Here is a 23,413-nt window from a genome sequence, read left to right as displayed (position 1 = left end):
TCAGCCCTCCATGTCGCCCATCACGGTCACCATCCAAGGCATGCCGAATTTATCGGAGACCATGCCAAAACCGCTGCTCCAGAACGTCGGTTGCCACGGCATCCGTACCTCGCCGCCCGCGCTCAATGCGTCAAACATTCTTTGGCCTGAAGCGAAGTCGTCGGCGACTATCGAAATACTGAAGCCTGAAAAAAACTGCGGAGCGGGGTTCACGCCGTCCGATGCCATGATCACGCTTGACCCTATCCGGAAGGTGGCGTGCATGACCTTGTCCAGCCATTCGGGCGTGGCGGTCACACCCTCGGGAGAGTCCTTGAAATGCAGGACGGACAGTGTTTGCGCGCCTAGCGCTTTTTGGTAGAACGCGAGTGCTTCTTCGGTACGGCCGTTGAAGAACAAATAGGGTTCGAGACGCATTGGCAACTCCTGGTTTGTCGGGCAGCCCTGCTGCCCGTGCCAAAAGTCTAGCCCACGCCCGGGGGCTAAAAACGCACCGCGCAGCCTCGATCCGCATAAAAAAAAGCGTCGGCGCAATAACGCCGACGCCCGTTTTCAGACGCGCAATGCAGGTGTTACGAACGAGAAATTATTTCAGCGCTTCGATCAGTTTTTCGAGCTTGACCGCGTCTGCCGCGAACGCGCGGATGCCTTCGGCGAGTTTTTCGGTCGCCATGGCGTCGTCGTTGACGAGGAAGCGGAAGCTCGATTCATCGATAGCGATCTTGCTCACCGGATCGTTTGCGACCGCTTCCGGCGACAGCTTGCGCTCGACCTTTTCGTTGCTCTCGGCGAGCTTTTTCAGCAGGTCGGGGCTGATGGTGAGCAGGTCGCAGCCGGCCAGTTCCGTGATTTGGCTAACCGTGCGGAAGCTCGCGCCCATCACTTCGGTCTTGTAGCCGAACTTCTTGTAGTACGCGTAGATCTTGCGCACCGACTGCACGCCCGGATCGTTCGCACCGCCCATCTTGACTTCGTCCCAATCCGCGCCGGCCGACTTCTTGTACCAGTCGTAGATCCGGCCGACGAACGGCGAGATCAACTGCGCACCGGCGTCCGCTGCGGCTGCAGCTTGCGCGGTCGAGAACAGCAGCGTCATGTTGCAGTGGATGCCATCCTTCTGCAGCGTTTCCATCGCGCGGATGCCTTCCCACGTTGACGCCAGCTTGACCAGGATGCGCTTGCGGTCGATGCCCGAGTCTTCATACAGCTTGATGATGTCGCGGCCCTTGGCGATCGAACCCTTGATGTCGAACGACAGGCGGGCATCGACTTCCGTTGATACACGGCCCGGGACGATCTTCAGGATCTCTTTGCCGAAAGCGATCAGCAACTGGTCGATGATCTGCGCCATCGGCTTGCTTGCGTGCTCCTTGACGGTCTTCTCGAGCAGCGGCTTGTAAGAGTCATTCTGGACGGCCTTCAGGATCAGCGACGGGTTCGTGGTCGCATCTTGAGGTTTGAACTCGTCGAGTTGCTGGAAGTTGCCGGTGTCGGCGACAACGGTCGTGTATTGCTTGAGCTGGTCGAGAGCGGAGGTCATATCTGGTTTTCGGCGCGTTGTGCCGTTGTCAAAGATGCGGAGTGCCCGCGGGTGAAAGGGTTTTGCGAGGCCGCCGGTGCCGATGCTGCGCCAAAGCTGCTGGCGAGCGGCTCGCCCTAAATGCCATTCTATTCCTGCCACGCCATTCGGCGCAGAGTACGGCATGGTTCGCGGCCGTGTTTCCTGCGTCCGGCCGCCGAACTGCTGCATTGCATACGGTGCGCAGTTCGTTTCGACGGTGGGTGGCGTCGAGAGTTCACCCGTTGATCCGTTCGTCAACCCGTCCATTACACGTTTTTCGCGTGAATATTTCGCGTCGATGCAATCAATCTACGCCCGCCGCGCCTGTGTGACAACGCCCGCCACTTGCTCCAAGCGCCGATTATTTAGACAGCGCCCGCATTGCGCTTTCGAGTCCGCCAAGCGTCAGCCCGAACATTCGTCCGCCGAGCACCTGACGAATGATCGACACCGATTGCCGGTATTCCCACAGTCTTTCCGGCTCCGGGTTGAGCCACGCAAAATGGGGAAACTGATCGGCGAGCCGCCTTAACCAGACCGCACCCGCCTCGGCATTGTTATATTCAACCGATCCGCCTGGTTGAACGACCTCATACGGACTCATGGTGGCGTCGCCGACAAAAATCAGCTTCGTATCCGGCGAAAATTTGTGCAGCACATCAAACGTGGCGGTGCGCTCACCATGTCGCCGCCGATTATTTTTCCACAGATAGTCATAGACGCAGTTGTGGAAGTAATAAAACTCCAGATGTTTGAACTCTGATTTCGCCGCGGAAAAGAGTTCTTCAACGCGCTTGATGTGGTCGTCCATTGACCCGCCTACATCCAGCAGCATCAGCACCTTCACATTGTTGTGGCGCTCCGGCACCATCTTCAGATCCAGCCAGCCCGCATTGGCGGCGGTGCTGCGAATGGTGTCCGGCAGATCGAGTTCTTCAGCCGCGCCTTCACGCGCGAAACGCCGCAAGCGGCGCAATGCCACCTTGATATTGCGTGTCCCGATCTCGACCTGATCGTCGTAATCCTTGTAGGCGCGCTCGTCCCAAACCTTGACGGCCGTTCTATTCCCGGCGGAATCCCCGCCAATCCGGATCCCTTCCGGGTTAAACCCGCCGTTGCCGAACGGCGACGTTCCGCCTGATCCGATCCATTTGCTGCCGCCTTCGTGCCGCTCATTCTGCTCATCGAGAAGCTGCTTCAGGCGCTCCATCAATTTATCGATACCGCCAAGCGCTTCTATCTGGCGTTTTTCCTCGGGCGTGAAATCGCGCTCCAGTCGTTTCTTGAGCCACTCGAGCGGTACGTCGAACGCGTTTTCATCGAGCGCTGCGATGCCGTGGAAATATGTGCCGAACGCCTGATCGAATTTATCGAAATATTTTTCGTCCTTGATCAGCGTCATGCGCGCGAGAAAATAGAACTCGTCGATAGACGGCCCGATTACCTGGGCCTTCAGCGCTTCAAGCAGTGTCAGGTATTCCTTCACTGAAACGGGTAGCTTGGCGCTGCGCAGGGAGTAGAAAAAGTCGATCAGCATGCCGGGCTCCTTGCCCAATCAGTCGAGCCGCGTGATGAGCCGGGATTCAAGCCGGGATTCGTGCCGCGTTTCAAGTTTGCCGCGCAGATTTGCGCGCACGGCCGGCCACTCGGATTCGATAATCGAAAACACCACCGTATCGCGGTAAATGCCGTCCCGGCCGATCTGGTGATTGCGCAGGATCCCGTCTTCCTTCGCCCCCAGCCGCGCAATGGCCGCCCGCGATTGACGGTTCATGAAGTGGGTCCGGAACTCGACGGCGATGGTCTTCAGCGTGTCGAACGCATGCGAGAGCAGGAGCAGCTTGGCTTCGGTGTTGATTGCCGTGCGCTGCACGCGTTTTGCATACCAGGTGCTGCCGATCTCAAGCCGCCGATGCGCCGCTTCAACGTTCATATAACGCGTGCTGCCGACTACGTCACCCGTCGCCGCGTCGATGATCGTGAACGGTTGCGCGCCTTGTGAATCGCGCATGGCGAGTGCCGTGTCCATCCAGGTGGCGATCGTGTCGGGCGAGGGCACGCTCGTGTACCAGAGCTTCCACAACTCGCCGTCCGCGGCGGCGTCGGCAAGTGCGTCCTGGTGCTCGCGTTCGAGCGGCACGAGTCTCACATACGTGCCTTCGAGCGTAACCGGTTCGATCCAGCGGCTCATGCGTGCAGCCCTTTCAGCGGTTGTTGCGGTTCATGAACAGCAGGCGCTCGAACAGGCTCAGGTCCTGTTCGTTCTTGAGCAATGCGCCGTGCAGCGGCGGAATGACCTGTTTCTGGTCGGTGGAACGCAGCGCCTCCGGACCAATGTCCTCGGCCAGCAGCAGCTTCAGCCAGTCGAGCAGTTCCGATGTCGACGGTTTCTTCTTCAGGCCCGACACGTTGCGCAACTCGAAGAAACTTTGCATCGCGGCGGCGAGCAGTTCCTGCTTGATGCCGGGGAAATGCACTTCGACGATCTGCTTCATCGTCGTGGGTTCGGGGAATTTGATGTAGTGGAAAAAGCAGCGGCGCAGGAACGCGTCGGGCAGTTCTTTCTCGTTGTTCGACGTAATGATCACCAGCGGCCGGTGTTTTGCTTTCACCAGTTCGTGGGTCTCGTAGACGTAGAACTCCATCCGGTCGAGCTCGCGCAGCAGGTCGTTCGGGAATTCGATGTCCGCTTTGTCGATTTCGTCGATCAGCAGCACACCGGGTTCATCGGCATCGAATGCCTGCCACAGCACGCCCTTGACGATGTAATTGCGGATGTCCTTCACGCGTTCGTCGCCGAGCTGGGAATCGCGCAGGCGCGACACCGCGTCGTACTCGTAGAGGCCTTGCTGGGCCTTCGTGGTCGACTTGATGTGCCATTGCAGGAGCGGCATGCCGAGCGCGGCGGCGACTTCCTCGGCCAGCATGGTCTTGCCGGTGCCGGGCTCGCCCTTGATCAGGAGCGGGCGCTGCAGAGTGATGGCGGCGTTGACGGCGAGCTTGAGATCGTCGGTGGCGACGTACTGCGATGAACCTTCAAAACGCATGACGCGTCCCTCGGAGAAGGAAAAATTGCAGTATAAGTCAGAAGGGTTTTGGCGGCGGCGCCTCGGGAACGCCCGATCGCACGCAACCCGCGCTCGACCGGGCCATTGCTGCCGAGGAAGAAGCAAATGTCTATCGGACAGATTGTCGCAGTCTCCCGGGACCCCAGGCGCAGCGGCCTTGCGCAATGGGGCTGGCCCCGCTGCGGCCGGTGGACGCAGGGTAGGTCGCGCGGTACAATTAGCGCGATTTTTTTGGCCCGCGTGGCTGGTGAACGAACCCGCGCGAATCTGCACGAATCCGCGCGGGGCAGTGCTCCAAGGCAGGATTCAGAGCGCGTCCGTTTGACCAGTCCCGAGAAAGTCCCGGAACGCCAGGCGTCCAAGGTGCCGGATTTCCCCTCATGCCAGGTTAGAAGCTATGAATAAATTCGTCGGCAAATGTGCCGTGATCGCAGCGCTGTCGGGGCTTGCCGGCTTCGCGACACAGGCATCCGCCGATGTCGTGGGCAATGCGAAGGCAGCCCAGGGCAAAGTTGCGATGTGTATCGGGTGCCACGGCATTCCCGGTTACCGCACCGCGTATCCCGAGGTCTACCGGGTTCCCATGCTTGGCGGCCAGAGCGCGCGTTATATCGAGAACGCGCTGCATGCCTACAAGAAGGGCGACCGCCATTTCGAGACCATGCATGGCATAGCGACCACGCTGTCCGATCAGGATATAGCAGACATTGCTGCGTATTACGCCGCGCAAACCCCCTCTTCGAAGAACAATCCCGACAAGTGATCCGCGCTGCGCCCGAATCTGATTGTCAGATCCACGGCGCCCGTCACCCGGTAATCACTAATCGCGGATAGGAGAATTCATGAAGGCACTCGACACAGTGTTGAAGACAGCATGCACGGCAGCCGCGCTGATCGGCGCGATCGGCGTCCTGGCCATGCAGCCGGCGCATGCAGCCGATGCAAGCAATGGCAAGGTGCTTACCGAGGCCCACAATTGTGCGGCCTGCCACGGCCCGAACCTGAACAAGCCGGTGAGCGCGGAATATCCGAAGCTCGCAGGCCAGCACGCCGACTATCTCTACTGGGCGCTGCGCCAGTACCAGATGGGCAACGGCAATCCGAACTTCGGGCGCAGCAACCCGATCATGGCCGCGCAGGTGCAAAGCTTGTCGCAAAGCGACCTGAAAGACATCTCGGCGTATATCGAATCGCTGCAAGGCGACCTGGTCGTGAAGAAGTAAGCATCACCGGCTTGCCGCTGTCTTGATGTGCGCTAAAAAACACCCCGCCGGTGGCTACCCGCGGGGTGTTTTCGTTTTTGACTCAGCCTTTGATCCTTCAGTCTCGTGACGCCCGCTGTTCGATCAGCGCAAGGTACGCGTCGGTGTCCGGCGGCGTGTTGTTGCGCTGTGATTCCCAGATGATCTGCCCGAGGCATTCCATGATCGCGTGCTGAGCGTCGTGCGTCGAACCCAGGCGTCCGACCAGCCGCTCATGCGCGCGCCGGATACCGGGCGGCTGATCAATGGAAAGTTGCTCGGTAATGGCGAGATGCATCGATAAATGCAGGAACGGGTTGCTCTTGCCCTGATCCGGCGAATAGTCGGCATGGGTTACATCGGGATCGGCGAGTTCTTGCTGGTATTCAGGATGCTCGCCGATCCAATCCGCCGCAATGCTCTCAAGCGGCGTGAGGACGCCACCCTCGCGCTGCTTGCGCCAGGTGTCGGTGAAAAATTGGCGAACTTCGTCGCGGCTGGGGTTGAACATGGTTGTGGCGGTCGTTTTCAGAGGGCCATTTTAAGCTGCATCGGCGTCTCTCGCCCGCTTGCGTCCCGGCCGCCGTTGTTACTCGATGGGCGCCGGCGTCTTCGGCCGGTACTCGCACAGCGGCTCGATCGCGCAATGCCAGCATTCCGGCACGCGCGCCCGGCATACATAACGGCCGTGCAGGATCAGCCAGTGATGCGCGTCCTGCTTGAACTCGTCGGGGACGAATTTCTCCAGCGCCGTTTCGACCGCGCGCACGTCCTTGCCCGGTGCAAGCCCGGTGCGGTTCGACACCCGGAAGATATGCGTGTCCACAGCGATGGTCGGATGGCCGAACGCCGTGTTCAGGATCACGTTGGCCGTCTTGCGTCCCACGCCCGGCAGCGCTTCGAGCGCCTCGCGATCGTCCGGCACCTCGCCTCCGTATTGCTCCACCAGGATCCTGCACGTGGCAATCACGTTCTTCGCCTTCGTCCGGAACAATCCGATGGTCTTGATGTATTCCGTCACACCTTCTTCGCCGAGCGCCAGCACCTTGGCCGGCGTGTTCGCGACCGGGTACATGCGCCGCATGGCCTTGTTGACGGAGACATCGGTGGCCTGTGCCGACAGCATCACCGAGATCAGCAATTCGAACGGCGATTCATGCTCGAGTTCGGTGGTCGGATGCGGATTCAGGCTTTGCAGCGTCTCGAAGATCGCATGGCGTTTTTTAGGATTCATCGTGTTCAGGTCTTGTTATCGCTACCAGGTTCACGGTTGGGGTCGATGACAGGCGTCGAACTGTTCTCTTCACCCGTGCGAGTCATGCCGAGACGGCGTCGCCGGGCTTCGGCGGCATCGATCTGTGCCTGAACCTCCGGGCTGACCGCGTCGGTGTTTTTCGGTCCTGCACCGAGTCTGGCCAGCTCTTCTTTCTTCTGGCGCGCACGGTCCATCGCGGCCTGGATGATGGCGCGCTTTTTCGCCTGCGCGTCGTCGGCCGCGGCGGCGGGTTGCTCCGTTCCTGATTCAACCGATCTATCCGGTTGACTAGACGACTGAGTACCGGGCTCGTTGCCAGACTCAGTATCAGGTTCAGTAGCCGACGACCCGGCGACGCGCGCTGCCTTGCGTGCTTCGGCCGCGTCGCGTTCACGTTCAAGGCGCGCCAGGCGCCGGTCGTGCCGCTTGCGCGCCGCGTTGGCTTCCTGCTGGCTCCACGCGTCCCAGCCGGTCTGTTGGCCGGTGACCGGGACCATTGCGATGCAATCGACCGGGCAGGGCGGCACGCACAGGTCGCAGCCGGTGCAGAGCTCGGGAATGATCGTGTGCATCTGCTTCGCTGCACCAACTATTGCATCGACTGGACATGCCTGCATGCAAAGCGTGCAGCCGATGCAAAGATTTTCATCGATGATCGCAAGCGGCCGTGGCCGTTCCACACCGTTATCCGGGTTCAACGGGATGACGGGCATGCCTAGCAAGGTGGCCAGGCGAACCACCCCTTCCCGGCCGCCCGGCGGGCACTGGTTGATGTTTGCATCGCCTGCGGCAATTGCTTCCGCATACGGCCGGCATGCGGGATAGCCGCATTTGGTGCATTGCGTCTGGGGCAGCCGGTCTTCGATCTGGTCGGCGAGAGTCTTGGAAGAGGTTGCAGTCACTACGGTCACATTAACGGCTTGCTAACAGCGTGGGGAGGGCGGCGCGAACGGGCTCACAAGCCAGGCGCGAATGCATGCAACACGAACGGACCGCTCATCCGGCCTTGGCCGGGCCCGCGGGTCAGGCAAACAGACGCTTGGCCATTGGGCGCGATCCGTACGATCCGCATTCGGAGACCGTGGGTGAGCGCGGCGACCGCGGTGACCGTCGGTGACGGCACGTGGGGACATGTCGACCGCTCAGGTTCGCGCTCATTGACATCATGTTCGAGCGTTTCCGACCGTTGCACGGGAAGCGGCATTATCGCTGAATTTCAATCTGTTCCCAATCATTCCCAATTGCCAACATGCCAACGATGTGCACATAATCAAATCGCTTTCGATTGACTGCAGGACGGTATTCCCCACTCACGTTGGCGTAACCGATCCATCGCATGCTTCCTGAGGACACGGGAACGCGTGACGCTATCCAGATAACGCGGTTTGTCGATCACAAAGCCACCATGAACCAGCCAAAAATCAAAAGAGACCCCGAGGGTACACGCCGTCGCATCCTGCTGGCCGCTGCAGAGGAATTTGCTGCGGGCGGCTTGTTCGGCGCACGTGTCGACCAAATTGCACGCCGTGCCGAAACCAACGAGCGAATGCTCTACTATTATTTCGGCAGCAAGGAGCAGTTGTTCACCGCCGTGCTCGAACATGCATTCGCCGCACTGACGGACGCCGAAAAGACGCTGGACCTCGACGGTGTTGCACCCGTCGAAGCCATCACGCAACTGGCGCATTTCATCTGGAATTATTATCGTGAGCATCCCGAACTCTTGCGGCTCATCAATAACGAAAATCTGCACGAAGCCCGCTATATAAAGGGTTCCACGCGTATTCGGGAGTTGATATCGCCGGTGGTCGCCACGCTCGCGAAGATTCTCGAACGTGGTCAGCACGCCGGACTATTTCGCAATAACGTCGATCCGCTGCGCTTTTACGTGACCTTGTCGGGTCTGGGCTATTACATCGTATCGAATCGATTCACGCTCGAAGCCACGTTCGGACTCGACTTCAGCCGCGACGCCGAACGCGATGAAATCATCAAGATGAATACTGAACTGCTGCTCGCGTACTTGCTGCGGCGGTGACAGTTGTGCGGTTTCCTCGCGCCTCCTCGTCGCAGAGGCGGCCGCAAATGAAACACGCCGCGTAAAACGCGGCGTGTTTTGTCATGCCAATTAATTTCAGGCGCTATCCGGATCAGACCGCGATCAAGCCGGGACAGCTTCCTTCTTCGGCGCCTTGTCGTGCGCGAGAATGAATTCGCGCAGTTGCGGATACACCATCGTGCGCCAGCGGCGTCCTGAGAAAATGCCGTAGTGGCCGGCTTTCTCCGCCATGTAGTGGCGTTTGTTCTTCGCCGGAATACCGGTGCACAGGTCATGTGCCGCGCGGGTCTGGCCGCTGCCGGAAATGTCGTCGAGCTCGCCTTCAATGGTCAGCAGAGCCGTGTCCTGGATATCCTGCGGACGTACCCGTTCGCCATTGACGTCCCACGTGCCTTCGGCAAGGCGGAACTCCTGAAACACAATGCGAATCGTTTCGAGGTAGTAATCAGCGTCCATGTCGAGCACGGCGTTGTATTCGTCGTAGAAACGGCGATGTTGCTCGGCATCTTCGTCGTCGCCGCGCATCAGGTTCTGATAGAAGTCCCAATGAGCTGTCACGTGCCGCTCCGGGTTCATGGCGACAAAACCGGCATGCTGCAGAAAGCCCGGATACACCTTGCGGCCTACACCCGGATAGTTCGCCGGCACCGTGTAGATCACGTTGTTCTCGAACCATTCGTATGAATGTTCGCTGGCGAGCGAGTTGACCGACGTCGGGCTGCGACGCGCATCAATGGGTCCGCCCATCATGGTCATGGTGCGGGGCGTGTCTTCGCCGCGGCTGGCCATCAGCGAGATGGCGGCGAGCACCGGCACGGTGGGCTGGCACACCGAGATCACGTGCAGATCCTTCGCGCCAATATGGCGGATGAATTCCTGGATGTACTCCACGTAGTCGTCAAGATGAAACGAGCCGTCTTCGAGCGGCACCATGCGGGCGTCGAGCCAGTCGGTCAGGTACACCTTGTGATCGTGCAGCAACGTTTTCACCGTGTCGCGCAGCAGCGTGGAGTGGTGGCCCGACAGCGGCGCGCAGACCAGCACGATAGGTTCGGTCTTGAGTTCGGTGACGGTAGCGCTGTCATCCGAGAAACGCTTGAAGCGGATCAGCCGGCAGAAGGGCTTTTCCAGCACGATCTGCTCGACGATAGGAATGGCATGACCGTTCTTCTCGATCTGATGCAGCTCGAACTCGGGCTTTTCGTAGTCCTTGCCGAGGCGATACATCAATTCGTAGCCGGCGGCGAGCCGGGTGGAACCGGGTACATACGCGAGGGGACTGGAAGGATTCGTGAACGACTTCGATGCCGCCTCTGCCCATGCCGTAAGGGGGCTCAACATGGCCCGCTGGAATTCGTGGAATTGATAGAGCATGTCTGACCTGTGTAAAACCGGTGCCGCCCACGTTGGTGAGCGTGTCCGGCGGTTGGCCTCTATCGGCGGTGGCGTCATGCCGGGGTCAGGATTTCGCTGGTTCCCGGCTCGGCGTGCAGTTCGTCGATTGCACCGCAATGCTGGTGCTGGCAGTTGTTCGTAGCTACGTCGCTGTTTGGTTGTTGCCTGTTTGCTTCACGGGCGGTCAAGACCGGTCACGGGGAATTGGGGGCAGGGATTGGGCAAAGCCGGCGTTGCGCCTTCTGGGCTGAACATGGAACAGCACACGAAACACATGCCGGCTAAGCCGTGAAACCAGACCCCATTCCCAATTTCAATTCGCCGAACGACCGGTCGGGAAAGCCTCTTTGATCATAGCCAAGAATAGGCTTTTGTGCAACGCAACATACGTGCTCTTTACCGCTATTCAGCGTGAATTTTGCTAAAAAATCAGTAATCCGAGTCAATCGTGCGAATAACATTACGATTCGCTTTCTTTTGTTAACATTGCGTCCGAGGGTTTGTCCTGAGGCGACGCAGGCTGGCCCGTTGCCTTCGCCATGCCTTGCTCGTGGCGCATCAGGTTCATGCCGGTATGAACCAGCGCGACATGCGAAAACGCCTGCGGGAAGTTACCAACCAGACGTTTCGCGACCGTGTCATATTCCTCGGCCAGCAGGCCGACGTCGTTCGCGAGACCGAGCAGACGCTCGAACATGGCATACGCTTCATCGTGGCGGCCTTGCAACGCCAGGTTGTCGACCAGCCAGAAGCTGCACGCGAGGAACGTGCCTTCACCAGGCGGCAGACCATCCGATACTTCCGCCGTGTGGTAGCGCTTGACCAGCCCGTCATGCGTGAGATCGCGCTCGATGGCGTGGACCGTTGCAATCACCCGCGGATCATCCGGCGGAAGAAAGCCGAGCAGCGGAATCAGCAGCAAGCTTGCGTCGAGATCGTCGCCACCGTAGGTCTGGACGAACGAGTTCATCGATGGATTCCAGCTTTTCTCGCACACGTCCGCGTGAATGGTGGTGCGCATGTTGCGCCAGTGGTCGAGCGGGCCTTCGAGGTCGAACTGTTCCGCCGATTTGATCGCGCGGTCGTAGGCCACCCACGCCATGACCTTCGAAAACGTGAATTGCTGGCGCCCGCCGCGCGTTTCCCAGATGCCTTCATCGGCTTCCTGCCAGACGGTGTCCAGGTGATTGAGCATGGCGCGCTGGATCGACCACACGGTGTCATCGCCTTGCAGGCCGCCCACGCGCGCGAGATGCAGCGCATTCATCACTTCGCCGTAGACATCGAGTTGCAACTGGTTGACCGCGCCGTTGCCAATCCGCACGGGCTTCGAGTTCTCATAACCCGCCAGCCATTCAACTTCCCATTCCGGCAGGCGCCGCTCGCCCGCAATGCCGTACATGATCTGCACCTGGTCCGGCGACCCGGCCATCACGCGGCCGAGCCATGCCCGCCACGCACGCGCTTCATCGTAGTAACCGCTGCGCATCATGGCGAGCAGGGTGATGGTGGCGTCACGCAACCAGCAGTAACGGTAGTCCCAGTTGCGCGTGCCACCAAGCTGCTCCGGCAGCGACGTGGTCGGCGCGGCGACAATACCGCCGGTCGGTTCGTAGGCCAGCGCCTTGAGCGTAATCAGCGAGCGGCGGATAGCCGGACCCCAGCGGCCATCAAGCTTGCTGCGTCCCGACCATTCCAGCCAGAAGTTCTCGGTGCGCGCGAACTGCGTATGGGGATCGAGCGCGGGAGGCAGGCGCAAGTGCGATTGCGAATACACGAGCGAGAAGGGCACGCGCTCGCCTTCGCTCACGGTGAATTCACCGACAGTGCGCATGTTCTCGCCGGTGAGTTCGATAGGCGTGCGCAACACGCACAGATCGGGACCGGCTATCGCGCGGATGCCGCTGTCGTCGGGAAGGCGGCTGACCCAGGGAATGGAGGAGCCGTAATCGAAGCGCAGCACCAGTTCCATTTTCATCTTCACGGTGCCGCGCCGTCCGACCACGATCCGCACGAGATCGGACGCGCCGTCCCGGACCGGCATGAAGTCGATAAGCGAAACCCGGCCGTCGGGCGTTTCGAAATCGGTTTCCAGGATCAGCGTGTCGCCTCGATACCGGCGGGTGATCACAGGGGGCGCGGCGCCATCGGGCAGGTCGGGCGTGATCAGCCAGCGGCCGTTTTCGGGCGTGCCCAGCAGGGCGGCAAAACACGCGCCTGAATCGAAGCGCGGCCAGCACAGCCAGTCTATGGAGCCTTCTTTCGAAATCAGGGCGGCGGTGTGGCCGTCGCCGACCAGGGCGTAGTCCTCGATCAATGCGGGCATAGGCTAGGAAAATGATGTCGATGCGGCCGCAGTGCAGGCGCCGCGTGGTTGGGGGAGGCCAGGCTGTTCCGGTCCTTCGAGCGTTCGATTATGAAGCGCATTCGTGTTTTGCGTCTTTCATGCATGTCGGTGCGCCGCTTTGACTCCACGTTTCAGCCTCACGTTTCAGCCCTTCACGCCGAGCCCGGGGCGCCTTGCAAAAACGGCAATCGAATGAAGGTTGAAAAACCGTGTGACAAATGCATAGAATGAAACTTCGCGCCTGACGGTTTGCCCGAGATGGCCACGGGTGGGTTCGCGGCACCAGAACCTGTTGATGCACGTCACGCGCTTCCTGCTTGCTTAACGTTTCGAGGACATCGAAAGTGAAAGCCATGCTGAATCCGTCGAGAGCCGATTGCATCGCCATCCTGTCGGCTGCGAGCCGTATCGCCGATCAAAACACGCTCCTGGATCTCAATTACAAGAATCTCGGCCTCTCCCGCAACGGGATGGAAACCGCTGCGTCGTTCCTGATCGAACGCGCCTGTTTCACGCGGCATCGCGAGGCAGACGGGCAAACCGCCGTAGGCGGCTTGTCGCTGCAGGGCCGCATGCGGCTCGACCAGCTCGCCAATAACTGATTGCGCTGCAGCACGCCGCGCCTTCGTCGAACTTCAAGCATTCCTGGAACGCGGGTCGCGGATGGCGGCCGCGCGTCCGGCGCTTGCTCGGCTTTCGGAACCTCATTCCAATAACAACGTCTTACGAAACGCATCCTGGATGGCCGGAGGGGCCGGGGGATGCGCCGCGCTCGACGCGGCCGTCAGAAATGCGTCCCGCTCAGTCCGAACACGCCGATCAGTCCGATGATGATCAGGTAAATCGCGACAATGAAGTTGAGCAGGCGCGGCACGATCAGGATCAGAATGCCTGCTATCAGCGCGACCAGCGGTCCGAGGCTCAGATGGATATCCATGGTGACTCCTTGTTGGTTTTTTGATGGGAATGGGTCTGCATCATGCGCCGAAGCAGTGACAGGCAACAATCGGGCGCTGCCCAAGTCTCACATAACCTGAAACAAGCCGTAATAACGAATGATCAGGAGGCAGTATGCATTTGACGAATTTCACTCATTTCCCTCGTGTGACGAGTTTTGTGCGGTTGACTTCCACGTTCCGTATCCGGAGCTTTGCTCCCACGCAAACATCGTGCCGCGTCGTCGCGTCAGAGCATTTCAAGCCGTCCCGGCGGTCGCGATTGATGTCAAAAGGTGTTGCAGCGGGCGTTGCCGCCGTGTTGTCGTTCGCGGCTGTTCAGGCCTTCGCGCAAGGTGCCGGCACGGCTGCGGGGGCGTCGGCGAATGCTTCCGGTGCGTCCGGTAACGGCGTATACGACTTGCTCGTGGGCACGTACACCGGCAGCGGCAAGAGCGAGGGCATTTATGTGTACCGGTTCGATGCGGGCACCGGTGCGATCACGCGCCTTTCATCCGCGCAGGCGGTGAATCCGTCGTATCTCGTGGTGAGCAAGGACCGGCAGCATGTCTACGCGGTCAACGAACTGCCGGGGGACAATGGTCCTGCTTCGCAACGTGGCGGTATCAGCGCATTCCGCTTCGATCCGCCAAGCGGGCAGCTGACCTTCGTGAACCGCGTCTCCTCCGATGGCAACGATCCCGCGTATCTCGCCCTATCGCCGGATGGCCGTTATCTGCTGACCGCGAACTACTCGGTGGCATCGAATCCGGGTGGCAGCTTCGCCGTGTTTCCGCTGGAAGGCGACCGCGTCGATCCGTCCGTGCTGACCGTGCATCACGACGGCAGTGGCCCCGTGAAAGGGCGCCAGGACAATTCGCACGTGCATTCCACGGTGTTTTCGCCCGATGGCCGTTTCCTGTTCGCGCAGGACCTGGGGGCCGACAAGATCTATTCGTACCGGTACACCCCGGACGGCAGCCGCGGGTTGTTCGGGCCGACCGAGTCGCGTTATACGCTCGTGAAACCGGGTTCCGGGCCGCGCCACCTGATCTTCGACCAGGCCGGCAAACATGCGTATCTCACGACCGAAATGAATGCGTCGGTGTCGGTGTACGACTATGACGACGGCAAGCTCACGTTGAGGCAAACCCTGCCAATGACCGCACCCGGATTCAAAGGAAAGGTGGGCGGCGGCGCGATTCATCTGTCGCCGGATGGCCGCTTCCTGTATGCCACCAATCGCGGCGATGCAAACGAAATCCTGACCTACGCCGTGAATCCGTCCAATGGTCATCTCAAGCTGCTCGCCCGCAACTCGACGCTCGGCAAGACGCCGCGCGAATTCGCCATCGACCCGACCGGGCGCTGGTTGATCGTCGGCAATCAGGACAGCGACAGCGTCTACTTTTTCCGGCGCAATCCGGACACGGGCGAACTCGCGTCCGATCCGAAGTGCCTGGAGATCGGTTCACCGGTCGATTTCAAGTTTGTTTCGCCATCCTGAAGATTATCCTGCAGCGGTGCAGGCCGTCGGTTGTTCGCGGCCCGCACAGTTTCCTCAGGTATCACGGTGTTGGTTTAACGGGTAAGGCCGGGGTCGTCCCGCTATGGAAGGAATTCAACGTTGAACAATACGTCAGCATCAAGCAGGGAATCTGATCGGACCGCCGTCAGTACGCAGCAGGACTCGCCTATACCGCCGGGTTTTATCTGCGCGTTCCACTTTGTCGGGGCGCAGGCGTTACGGCTGTCGTGGGATGAAGCGCGGCGCGAGATCGCGGGCGCAGGTCCGACGTGGCTGCATCTGAGTGCAAACGACGACACCGTCGAAAGCTGGCTGACCGGCGTCACCGCGATGCCCGATGTCGCGCGTGAATTCCTGAACGGTGAGGACAAGCGCCCGCGCGTGCACATGGGCGGGACGTTCATGTACGGCGTGGTGGCGGATCTGGAGCGCATATCGGAAACGCCGGACGCCGATCCGAACGCGCAGGCCACGCGCCGGGCGACGGGTGCGCTGCGGTTTTACGTCGATAAGAACCGCATGATCACGGTGCGCGCGCAGCCGCTTCAATCCACCGACCGGCTACGCCATGCGGTACTCGAAGGCGCGATGTTTCGCGATACCGTCGATCTTTTTGCCGGCCTGATTCGTGCGTTGAATGACACGTTCGCGGATCGTATCGATGAAACCGGCGACCGGCTCGACGACGTGGAAGAGGGCGTGCTCGACGGCCGGCACTCGAACTGGCGCGCGGAGCTGGGGGCTGTTCGCAGGCGCCTGGTGGAGGTGAAGCGGTTTGTGGACCCGGAACGTCACGCACTGACGCAACTGGTGATGCAGCGGCTGGAATGGGCGGAACCGAGGTCGATGGAAACGCTGATCCAGGCAATTCAGGTGCTCAACGGGCTGGCCGCCGGGCTCGAAGCCCAATACGAACGCTCGAAGCTGCTGCAGGACGAGATTGCCGCGTTGCTCTCGGAGGACATCAACCGCAAGCTGCTATGGCTCGCGATCATGTCCGCGTTGCTGATGCCGGCGACACTCGTGTCCGGTATCTTCGGCATGAACGTGGCCGGATTACCCGGCACACATGCCAGCTATTCGTTCTTGATCGTGATCGGCGTGATGGCCATTTGTGCCGGCTTCACGCTGTATTTGTTGCGGCGCTTGCGATTGTGGTGACGTAGTCCGGCCGATGTCCAGGCTTATGGTTTTGCAACCCTGCCTGTGCATCGATCTTCTGGTAATCGCTTAGTCTGCCGGTCCCGGCGCGAGCACTTCGCGGTTCCCGTTCGTGCCCATCGGCGAAACCAGACCCGCTGTTTCCATCTGTTCAACCAGCCGCGCCGCGCGGTTATAGCCAATGCGCAATTGCCGCTGCACCGAAGAAATCGATGCCCGGCGCGTGCGCAACACAAACGATACGGCTTCGTCATAGAGCGGATCTGCTTCGGCATCCGGCGTATCGCCGAACAGGTCCGGCGTACCGCCTTCGGGCGTCGGCCCCGACAAGATCCCTTCCTCGTACTCCGGTTCGCCGAATTGCTTCAGATACTCCACGACGCTGTGCACTTCCTCGTCCGCGACAAACGCGCCATGCACGCGTTGCGGATAACCGGTGCCGGGCGGCAGGAACAACATATCGCCGGCGCCGAGAAGAGACTCCGCACCCATCTGGTCGAGGATCGTGCGCGAATCAATCTTCGATGACACCTGAAACGCCACCCGCGTCGGAATGTTCGCCTTGATCAGGCCGGTGATCACGTCCACCGACGGCCGCTGCGTCGCGAGAATCAGGTGAATGCCGGCCGCGCGCGCTTTCTGCGCCAGCCGCGCGATCAGCTGCTCGATCTGCTTGCCAGCAACCATCATCAGGTCGGCAAGCTCGTCGATCACGACCACGATCATTGGCAGTTTGGCGAGCGGTTCGGGTGCATCGGGCGTGAGCGAAAACGGGTTCGTCAGCTTCTTGCCGGCAGCTTCGGCATTGCGGATTTTCTGGTTGAAACCCTGCAGGTTACGCACGCCCACCGCCGACATCAGCTTGTAGCGTTTCTCCATTTCCCCGACACACCAGTTCAGCGCGTTCGCGGCCAGCTTCATGTCGGTGACCACCGGCGCGAGCAGGTGCGGAATGCCTTCGTACACCGACAGTTCCAGCATCTTCGGGTCGATCATGATCAGGCGCACGTCTTCCGGTTTCGCCTTGTAGAGCAGCGACAGGATCATTGCGTTGATCGCCACCGATTTGCCGGAACCCGTCGTGCCCGCGACCAGCATGTGCGGTGCGCGCGCGAGGTCGGTCACGACCGGATTGCCGATGATGTCCTTGCCCATCGCGATCGTGAGGAACGACTTCGAGTCGCGATAGACATCGGCTTCCAGGATTTCGGAGAGCCGGATCATCTGCCGTTTGGCGTTCGGGAGTTCGAGCCCCATGCAGGTCTTGCCGGGAATGGTTTCGACCACGCGGATGGACGTGAGTCCGAGCCCGCGCGACAAGTCCTTCATCAAGCCGACGATCTGGCTGCCGCGCACGCCGAGCGCCGGTTCGACTTCGAAGCGCGTGATGACGGGTCCCGCCGATGCCCCGACCACCGTGACCGGTACCTTGAATTCCTGCAGGCGCTGCTCGATCAACTGGCCCGTTTCAGCGAGATGTTGCTCGGAGACGGGTTCGACTTCGTCGGACGCGGGTTCGAGGAGATCGAGGCCGGGGAGATCGACGGCCGACGCCGCTGGCGCGTGGAACTCGAATTCAGTCGCGATGAAACCGCGTACCGGCGGGCGGGGCTCAGGTTGCGGCGGGGTGGTTTCAGGGGCAGGGATAGGGGTAAAGGTCGAACCCGCGCGCGGGAAGTGCACGACGTTCGATGCGTGGTCCAGGTTCGGCTCGGGTTGTGCTTCCGGCGCGGTTTGCCATGGCGTTTGCGTTTGGGCGTGCGCCGCGTATCCGTTCGCGGTGTCGGTGCTGGAGTGAGCATCGACACTGGTTTCGGCTTCGGCTTCGGCTTCGGCTTCGGCTTCGGTTTCGGCCGGCGCGGTGTATGTGTCGACGACTCTGAACGGCGGGCGCGCGGCGCCCCCATCGGCTTGCCATGGCGGCGTGCTGACCAGAACCGCGGACGGTGTTTCAGCGCTTGCCGATACCTGCGATGACGGTGTCGTTGCAGCGATATCCTGCGTCGTCTGTACGGGGTGCGTTTGACCGGCGCGAATAGCCCATGGCGGCAGATCGGAGAGATGAACCGATGTGTGCGTCGGTGTTGGTGTTTGCGTTGGCGGCGACGTCGATGCATCCGGCGCTGCCGCTTCCGGCAGCGCAAATGAACCGCTCGGCGGATTGCCCGATGCACCGGAAGAGGTCAGGGGCGCAGTTCCATCAATGCTGGCCGGCCACTTGGGATTCGGTGTTCGATCCATAGGCTGGTTGTCATCGACGTGGGGCGTTGGCTGGCTCGATACCGGGTTCGGGTGAGCATCGACGGAATGTGCCGTGCCCGAGTTGGTTGCGCTCGCTTGTTCGGTCCCGTTGCCGTGCGCTGTTGGGAAAGCGAGGTGGGGCAGAGCAGCCGTCGACGCAACCGGCGGGGGCGCGGCCGGGTTTTGCGTTGCGCTTGCCGAGGCGGCGGGCTGGCTTGGTGTTGTCGGCGACGGCGTGTTTGTGCTCGGCGTCAGGGGCGAATCGGAGGCGATAGCGCTTTTCGCCAGATCCGATGCACCCGGCATCGGCGTGCCCGAGGCTGCGTGACTCCCGGGATCAACGCTAACCGAAGATACCGAGACGGCAGACGGTGCAAGCGCTGACGCCAGCGATGCAGCTGACGCAGTAATCGGCACGGACGCTGGTACAACGGAGCCTGCCGAAGCGGCAAGCGCACTCGAAGCACCCGCAACATTGAACGCCGCCGCGCCCTGTCCGCTATTCGCACCACTCGCGTCAGGCACCGCTCCCGCTTCCCGTGCGGCATCGACACTACCTCCGCGCGTGGTCCATTGCGCGGTGCTTTGCTCGATGGAGCGCAGCGTCTCCTTGATACGTTCAGGTGCTGGCGGCGGACCGGCGGGCTTGGGCGGAACGGCCGCCGACGATGTTGTCGAAGCAAAAAAAGAGTCGCTCGACACCACCGGAGGAACCGATTCGCCACGAGCCGGGTTCATCGATGTATTGCGAGAAGCGGCGTGAGAAACACTGGAGGAACCTGACGAACGGACAGCGCCCGGTGCGCTTCGGTTCAGTGACGAACGCGATACTTCTGGCCGCTGTGGCACGCCAGAATCCACAGAGCGGCCGGTTGCCCGTGTTGTCGATGTCGGAGCGACATTGGGCGGTACGGTACTCGCCGAACCCGCCGAACCCGCTGCATTCGCGACCCGCGTGACGCCAGCCGCACCCGCACCCGTCGCAGCGGCGGGCGCGTTCACGCCCGCTGTCTTTTCCCGCGTTCCCGAGGAGGTTCCCGACGCCGCGCCGGTCTTCAACCACCCGGCCGGTGCGATCGGCTCGATTGGCTCCCGCGTTCCCGCGCCACGCTCGTTGCGCGAAGCGGCCGGGCGTGCATCGGGGAATCGATCCGAATAACTCTCCTTGCCAGCACGCGGCTCACGACGGACCTGCGGCAAGGGTTCGATCGGGCGCGCGGCCTCGGGGCCGCGCAGCGGCCGCTCGCTTTCGCTTCGACGCGCCGGCTGCGGCCGCCAGACAGTCGGCCGCTGATAGCGTCCACCCTGGCGTTGCGTCGCCGTTGGTAAGCCGAGCGCCGGAGCATCGTGCGAGGTCCTGCCGGACGTGGTGACGCCTGCGCCCGGGCCGCCTCCCTTGAAGCTTCCAAGGCCGGCGCTTGCACCCCGCGTTTCCGTCTTCTCCCGCGATGCCCGCCCGCGCGATGGTTTCTCGCGGACCGGCCGTTCCCGTGGCGTGAGCCATTCTGGTCTCAGGCCCAGGCCAAACGCGCCGTTTGCCCAGCCAAGCGTGTCGCGCCACCTAAATCCGCAGAGCCACGGCAAGCTGACCAGGAAAACCGCCGCCGCACCGGCACCCACGCCCAGCGCAGCCGGCGTGCCGATAACGCCGGCACGTCCGCCCAGGCCGAGCAACAGCGCGTGGCCGAGATGGTCGACATCGGCGGCAAATGCGAACGAATGAAACAGCGCGGCTTCCAGCGTGCAGCTCGCGAGGAGCACGCAGAAGAAACCGAGCCAAAGCCGGATCGTGCCCGGGCCGCGCAGGCCGCCGCCGTTCGGGAGAACGGACTTGGCCACGCGCCAGAGAAGGGGGATGAACCAGACGGCCGAAGCACCGAACCAGCCGAAAACTACCGTGTGCATGCAAGGAACCAGGAATGATGTAAGCGATGTGAGCAGCGAACCCAGGCTCGGACAAAGATGAATCGATACCGCCGAGTTTAACCGCCATGAACGCGGCGATGCAGGCGGTGGCCAAGCGAAACATGTAATCGGCCGGGAACGAAAAAGTGTGCATCGAGACGATGCCGGCCGGGTCAGGCAGTCTTGAAGATCCGGTCTCGAGGGTGGAAGGCCAAACCGGCCATCATCCCCGAGCCTGCCCCCTGAGCAGGCTCACAACCTCAACCTTCCAAACCGCCCTTCATTAACCTCAACTACCCTCAAGGTTGCGTGGCTTGTGTGAACGTCAATACATCGCCGTTCTTGAGCGTGATCTGCAATTGTTGCGGCGGGCGCATTTGCACACCGGTTTTTTCGATGTCCGCGAGGCCCTGCAGGAACGGTTGTTCGAGCCCGCTGCCCGGTCCCGGCGCGCAGGCCATTCGCGTGCTGGCGAGTGGGCCGAAGGAGAGCTTGCCGTCGATCAGGTCGTAGGTGCCGGTGAAACGGTTGCAGCCGGAAAAGCCATTCGCTTTGCGTTGGCCGCCTTGCGTCGACAAATTCAGGGTGATCGGCGCTCCGCCAGCGCTGCCACCGGCGCTACCGGCCGGATTGGACGGGACCGGGCGCGTCTTGCCGTCGGCATCGGTCCAACTGGTGAGTTGCCATTGGGTATCGTCCAGAAGCTGGGTCGCGGCCGGGTTGTAGGGATCGGTCGGCGGCGCGGCGCTGTCCGGATGCGTCGGCATCCTGCAACCCGCCAGCGTGGTGCCGAAAACGACGGCCGCAATCGACACCATGGCGGCAAACGAGGGCCTGGAACGCGGGAACGCAGCATGGACCCGGTAGCGCGCCGAAACACGCGCAGGTTGCGAACGGGAAGGCTGCATCGACATGGAATTTCCTTGGGGCTGGCAAAACCGTAAGGGTATCGCACTCGTCCTAAGATTGACCAAGGCAGATTGCGGCAAAGTGATTGCAACATGTAAAGAAAAGTTAGCGCGGCCGCGCGCTTGATCAAGCGAAAGCCGTCGCGCAGCCGCTCCGCGGACGACCTCGCCGTCATTCCGGATCTGACCGCCGCGCCCGGAAACGCAACACCGATCGGGTTCGGAAAAGGGCATGCGTGTTAACATCGCGGGCTTGTCAGGCCTCTTTTTCTGGAGCATCCATGCAGAGCGCGAAGTCCGCTGCGTCCGCCGTTTCTTCCCTTCAATCCGGCGCGCAGCCGTCGATAATCGGCACGCCGCTCACACCCGGCGCGACGCGCGTGATGTTGCTCGGCGCGGGTGAACTCGGCAAGGAAGTGATCATTGCATTGCAGCGGCTCGGCGTGGAGACGATCGCCGTCGACCGTTACGCCGATGCCCCCGGCCATCAGGTCGCACATCGCTCGCACGTGATCGACATGACTGACGGCGCGGCGTTGCGCGCGCTGATCGAAGCCGAACGGCCGCACTTGATCGTGCCGGAGATCGAGGCCATAGCAACCGATACCCTCGCCGAAATCGAAGCCGAACAACTCGCCGTCGTGATCCCGACCGCGCGCGCGACCCAGCTCACCATGAACCGCGAAGGCATTCGCCGTCTCGCTGCGGAAACGCTTGGCCTGCCGACGTCGCCGTATGCGTTCGCCGAGTCGCTGGACGAGATGACGGCCGCCATCGGCAAGATCGGTTTTCCGTGCGTGGTGAAACCGGTGATGTCGTCGTCCGGCAAGGGGCAGTCGGTGCTCAAGAGCGCCGCCGATATCGAACCTGCCTGGCAGCACGCCATGGCCGGTGGCCGCGTCAATCACGGCCGTGTGATCGTGGAAGGGTTTATCGATTTCGAGTACGAAATCACGCAGCTCACCGTGCGCGCGGTCAGCCCGGAAACGGGCGATCTGCAGACGTATTTCTGCGAGCCGATCGGCCATGTCCAGGTGGCGGGTGATTATGTGGAATCGTGGCAACCCCAGGCCATGAGCGCCGCGGCGCTTGCAAAGTCGCGCGATGTCGCCGCGAAGGTCACTACGGCGCTCGGCGGCCGCGGATTATTCGGCGTCGAATTGTTCGTGCGTGGCGACGACGTGTGGTTTTCCGAAGTCAGCCCGCGACCGCATGACACCGGGCTGGTCACGCTCGCCACGCAACGCTTCTCCGAATTCGACCTGCACGCGCGTGCGATCCTCGGCCTTCCCGTGGATACAGCGTTGCGCGCGCCGGGTGCATCGGCGGTGATTTATGGCGGACTGGAGGAAGCGGGCGTCGCGTTCGAAGGAGTGGCGGATGCGCTCGCGGTGCCGGATTCGGACCTGCGCCTGTTCGGCAAACCGGAAAGTTTTGCGAAGCGCCGCATGGGCGTCGCGCTTGCAACCGGACGCGATACCGGCGAAGCGCGGGAACGCGCGAAGCTGGCCGCGTCTAAGGTAAGACCCGTCTCCACTCGATGACGGTAACACGCCCCTCGCGACGCGCTTTTGCGAGCGGCACGGAGGTTTCAAGTGAAATGGTGTGCAATGGTCGCGCTGTGCGCGACGGTGGTTGGGCTGGCCGGGTGCGGTGTTGCGGCGGCGCCGTGCCGGGTGGCCTCGGCGGGATTGAAGATGGTGCCGCTGGTCGGCCACGTGGCGGCCGCGCCAACTGACGCGTGCGCGGATGTGATCGATCCTTGATGGATGTCGGGTGAGTGCTTTGAAGGCGCCGGTTTTTCCTGCG

General features: G+C 61.5%; 21 protein-coding genes. 8 read left to right on the top strand and 13 right to left on the bottom strand.

Translation table 11 applies throughout. The annotated features are described in order from the left end of the window. The 5 genes from ABH944_RS13720 to ABH944_RS13700 form a co-directional block, all read right to left on the bottom strand. Complete coding sequence (locus ABH944_RS13720) at positions 1 to 417, bottom strand: VOC family protein (protein WP_404607035.1); 417 nt, start codon at positions 415 to 417, stop codon at positions 1 to 3. A 169-nt stretch (positions 418 to 586) separates the two neighbouring features. Continuing rightward, positions 587 to 1,540 (bottom strand): transaldolase, encoded by a 954-nt coding sequence (tal, locus tag ABH944_RS13715; RefSeq protein WP_404607033.1) that lies wholly within the window; start codon positions 1,538 to 1,540, stop codon positions 587 to 589. Between the two features lie 382 nt (positions 1,541 to 1,922). Further along, positions 1,923 to 3,098 (bottom strand): vWA domain-containing protein, encoded by a 1,176-nt coding sequence (locus tag ABH944_RS13710; protein WP_404607032.1) that lies wholly within the window; start codon positions 3,096 to 3,098, stop codon positions 1,923 to 1,925. An 18-nt stretch (positions 3,099 to 3,116) separates the two neighbouring features. After that, entirely contained in the window at positions 3,117 to 3,752 is a 636-nt protein-coding gene (locus ABH944_RS13705; RefSeq protein ID WP_404607031.1) for a GNAT family N-acetyltransferase, read from the bottom strand. 13 nt (positions 3,753 to 3,765) lie between these two features. Further along, complete coding sequence (locus ABH944_RS13700) at positions 3,766 to 4,608, bottom strand: AAA family ATPase (protein ID WP_062090977.1); 843 nt, start codon at positions 4,606 to 4,608, stop codon at positions 3,766 to 3,768. 418 nt (positions 4,609 to 5,026) lie between these two features. Here ABH944_RS13700 and ABH944_RS13695 point away from each other — a divergent pair, with 418 nt between their 5' ends. Further along, positions 5,027 to 5,392: a c-type cytochrome gene (locus ABH944_RS13695; RefSeq protein WP_097261818.1), complete on the top strand. Its 366-nt coding sequence runs from the start codon at positions 5,027 to 5,029 to the stop codon at positions 5,390 to 5,392. A 79-nt stretch (positions 5,393 to 5,471) separates the two neighbouring features. Further along, entirely contained in the window at positions 5,472 to 5,852 is a 381-nt protein-coding gene (locus ABH944_RS13690) for a c-type cytochrome (RefSeq protein WP_404607028.1), read from the top strand. 97 nt (positions 5,853 to 5,949) lie between these two features. Here the strand turns inward: ABH944_RS13690 and ABH944_RS13685 are convergent, their stop codons facing one another. From ABH944_RS13685 to rsxB, 3 genes are all read right to left on the bottom strand, one after another. Beyond that, a complete protein-coding gene (locus ABH944_RS13685; protein WP_062090974.1) occupies positions 5,950 to 6,381 on the bottom strand; it encodes a DUF1841 family protein in 432 nt (143 codons plus the stop codon). A 78-nt stretch (positions 6,382 to 6,459) separates the two neighbouring features. Further along, positions 6,460 to 7,104 carry an endonuclease III gene (nth, locus tag ABH944_RS13680; RefSeq protein WP_062090973.1) on the bottom strand — a complete coding sequence of 215 codons (645 nt, stop codon included), beginning with the start codon at positions 7,102 to 7,104 and terminating at the stop codon, positions 6,460 to 6,462. A 5-nt stretch (positions 7,105 to 7,109) separates the two neighbouring features. Beyond that, positions 7,110 to 8,027 (bottom strand): electron transport complex subunit RsxB, encoded by a 918-nt coding sequence (gene rsxB / locus ABH944_RS13675; RefSeq protein WP_404607027.1) that lies wholly within the window; start codon positions 8,025 to 8,027, stop codon positions 7,110 to 7,112. A gap of 503 nt (positions 8,028 to 8,530) precedes the next feature. Between rsxB and ABH944_RS13670 the strand changes: the two genes are divergently transcribed. Further along, complete coding sequence (locus tag ABH944_RS13670) at positions 8,531 to 9,163, top strand: TetR/AcrR family transcriptional regulator (RefSeq protein WP_165088084.1); 633 nt, start codon at positions 8,531 to 8,533, stop codon at positions 9,161 to 9,163. Between the two features lie 123 nt (positions 9,164 to 9,286). Here the strand turns inward: ABH944_RS13670 and ABH944_RS13665 are convergent, their stop codons facing one another. Then, entirely contained in the window at positions 9,287 to 10,558 is a 1,272-nt protein-coding gene (locus ABH944_RS13665; RefSeq protein WP_062090971.1) for a polyhydroxyalkanoate depolymerase, read from the bottom strand. Between the two features lie 481 nt (positions 10,559 to 11,039). Next, the gene (locus ABH944_RS13660) at positions 11,040 to 12,905 is read right to left on the bottom strand and encodes a glycoside hydrolase family 15 protein (protein WP_404607026.1); all 1,866 of its coding nucleotides are present in this window, start codon (positions 12,903 to 12,905) and stop codon (positions 11,040 to 11,042) included. A 374-nt stretch (positions 12,906 to 13,279) separates the two neighbouring features. Here ABH944_RS13660 and ABH944_RS13655 point away from each other — a divergent pair, with 374 nt between their 5' ends. Next, the gene (locus ABH944_RS13655; protein ID WP_097261824.1) at positions 13,280 to 13,528 is read left to right on the top strand and encodes a hypothetical protein; all 249 of its coding nucleotides are present in this window, start codon (positions 13,280 to 13,282) and stop codon (positions 13,526 to 13,528) included. Between the two features lie 182 nt (positions 13,529 to 13,710). Here ABH944_RS13655 and ABH944_RS13650 read toward each other — a convergent pair whose 3' ends face one another. Further along, entirely contained in the window at positions 13,711 to 13,863 is a 153-nt protein-coding gene (locus tag ABH944_RS13650) for a DUF3096 domain-containing protein (RefSeq protein ID WP_089160676.1), read from the bottom strand. Positions 13,864 to 14,147: 284 nt separating this feature from the next. Between ABH944_RS13650 and ABH944_RS13645 the strand changes: the two genes are divergently transcribed. Beyond that, entirely contained in the window at positions 14,148 to 15,368 is a 1,221-nt protein-coding gene (locus ABH944_RS13645) for a lactonase family protein (protein ID WP_404607025.1), read from the top strand. Between the two features lie 120 nt (positions 15,369 to 15,488). Further along, positions 15,489 to 16,550, top strand: coding sequence for a transporter (locus tag ABH944_RS13640; protein WP_404607024.1), 1,062 nt, complete (start codon positions 15,489 to 15,491; stop codon positions 16,548 to 16,550). 69 nt (positions 16,551 to 16,619) lie between these two features. Here the strand turns inward: ABH944_RS13640 and ABH944_RS13635 are convergent, their stop codons facing one another. Together ABH944_RS13635 and ABH944_RS13630 are read right to left on the bottom strand one after the other, a co-directional pair. Then, positions 16,620 to 20,696 (bottom strand): DNA translocase FtsK, encoded by a 4,077-nt coding sequence (locus tag ABH944_RS13635; RefSeq protein WP_404607023.1) that lies wholly within the window; start codon positions 20,694 to 20,696, stop codon positions 16,620 to 16,622. A gap of 299 nt (positions 20,697 to 20,995) precedes the next feature. Next, a complete protein-coding gene (locus tag ABH944_RS13630) occupies positions 20,996 to 21,514 on the bottom strand; it encodes an META domain-containing protein (protein WP_404607340.1) in 519 nt (172 codons plus the stop codon). Positions 21,515 to 21,885: 371 nt separating this feature from the next. On the opposite strand from ABH944_RS13630, the gene purT reads away from it, so the two are divergent. Both purT and ABH944_RS13620 read left to right on the top strand, forming a co-directional pair. Continuing rightward, positions 21,886 to 23,148: a formate-dependent phosphoribosylglycinamide formyltransferase gene (gene purT / locus ABH944_RS13625; protein WP_404607022.1), complete on the top strand. Its 1,263-nt coding sequence runs from the start codon at positions 21,886 to 21,888 to the stop codon at positions 23,146 to 23,148. A gap of 66 nt (positions 23,149 to 23,214) precedes the next feature. Further along, a complete protein-coding gene (locus ABH944_RS13620) occupies positions 23,215 to 23,370 on the top strand; it encodes a DUF6726 family protein (RefSeq protein ID WP_404607339.1) in 156 nt (51 codons plus the stop codon). Positions 23,371 to 23,413: the final 43 nt, after the last annotated feature.

It is taken from the genome of Caballeronia udeis (assembly GCF_044909315.1).
Taxonomy (GTDB): domain Bacteria; phylum Pseudomonadota; class Gammaproteobacteria; order Burkholderiales; family Burkholderiaceae; genus Caballeronia; species Caballeronia udeis_A.
This window is presented reverse-complemented; position numbering and strand designations above follow the sequence as displayed.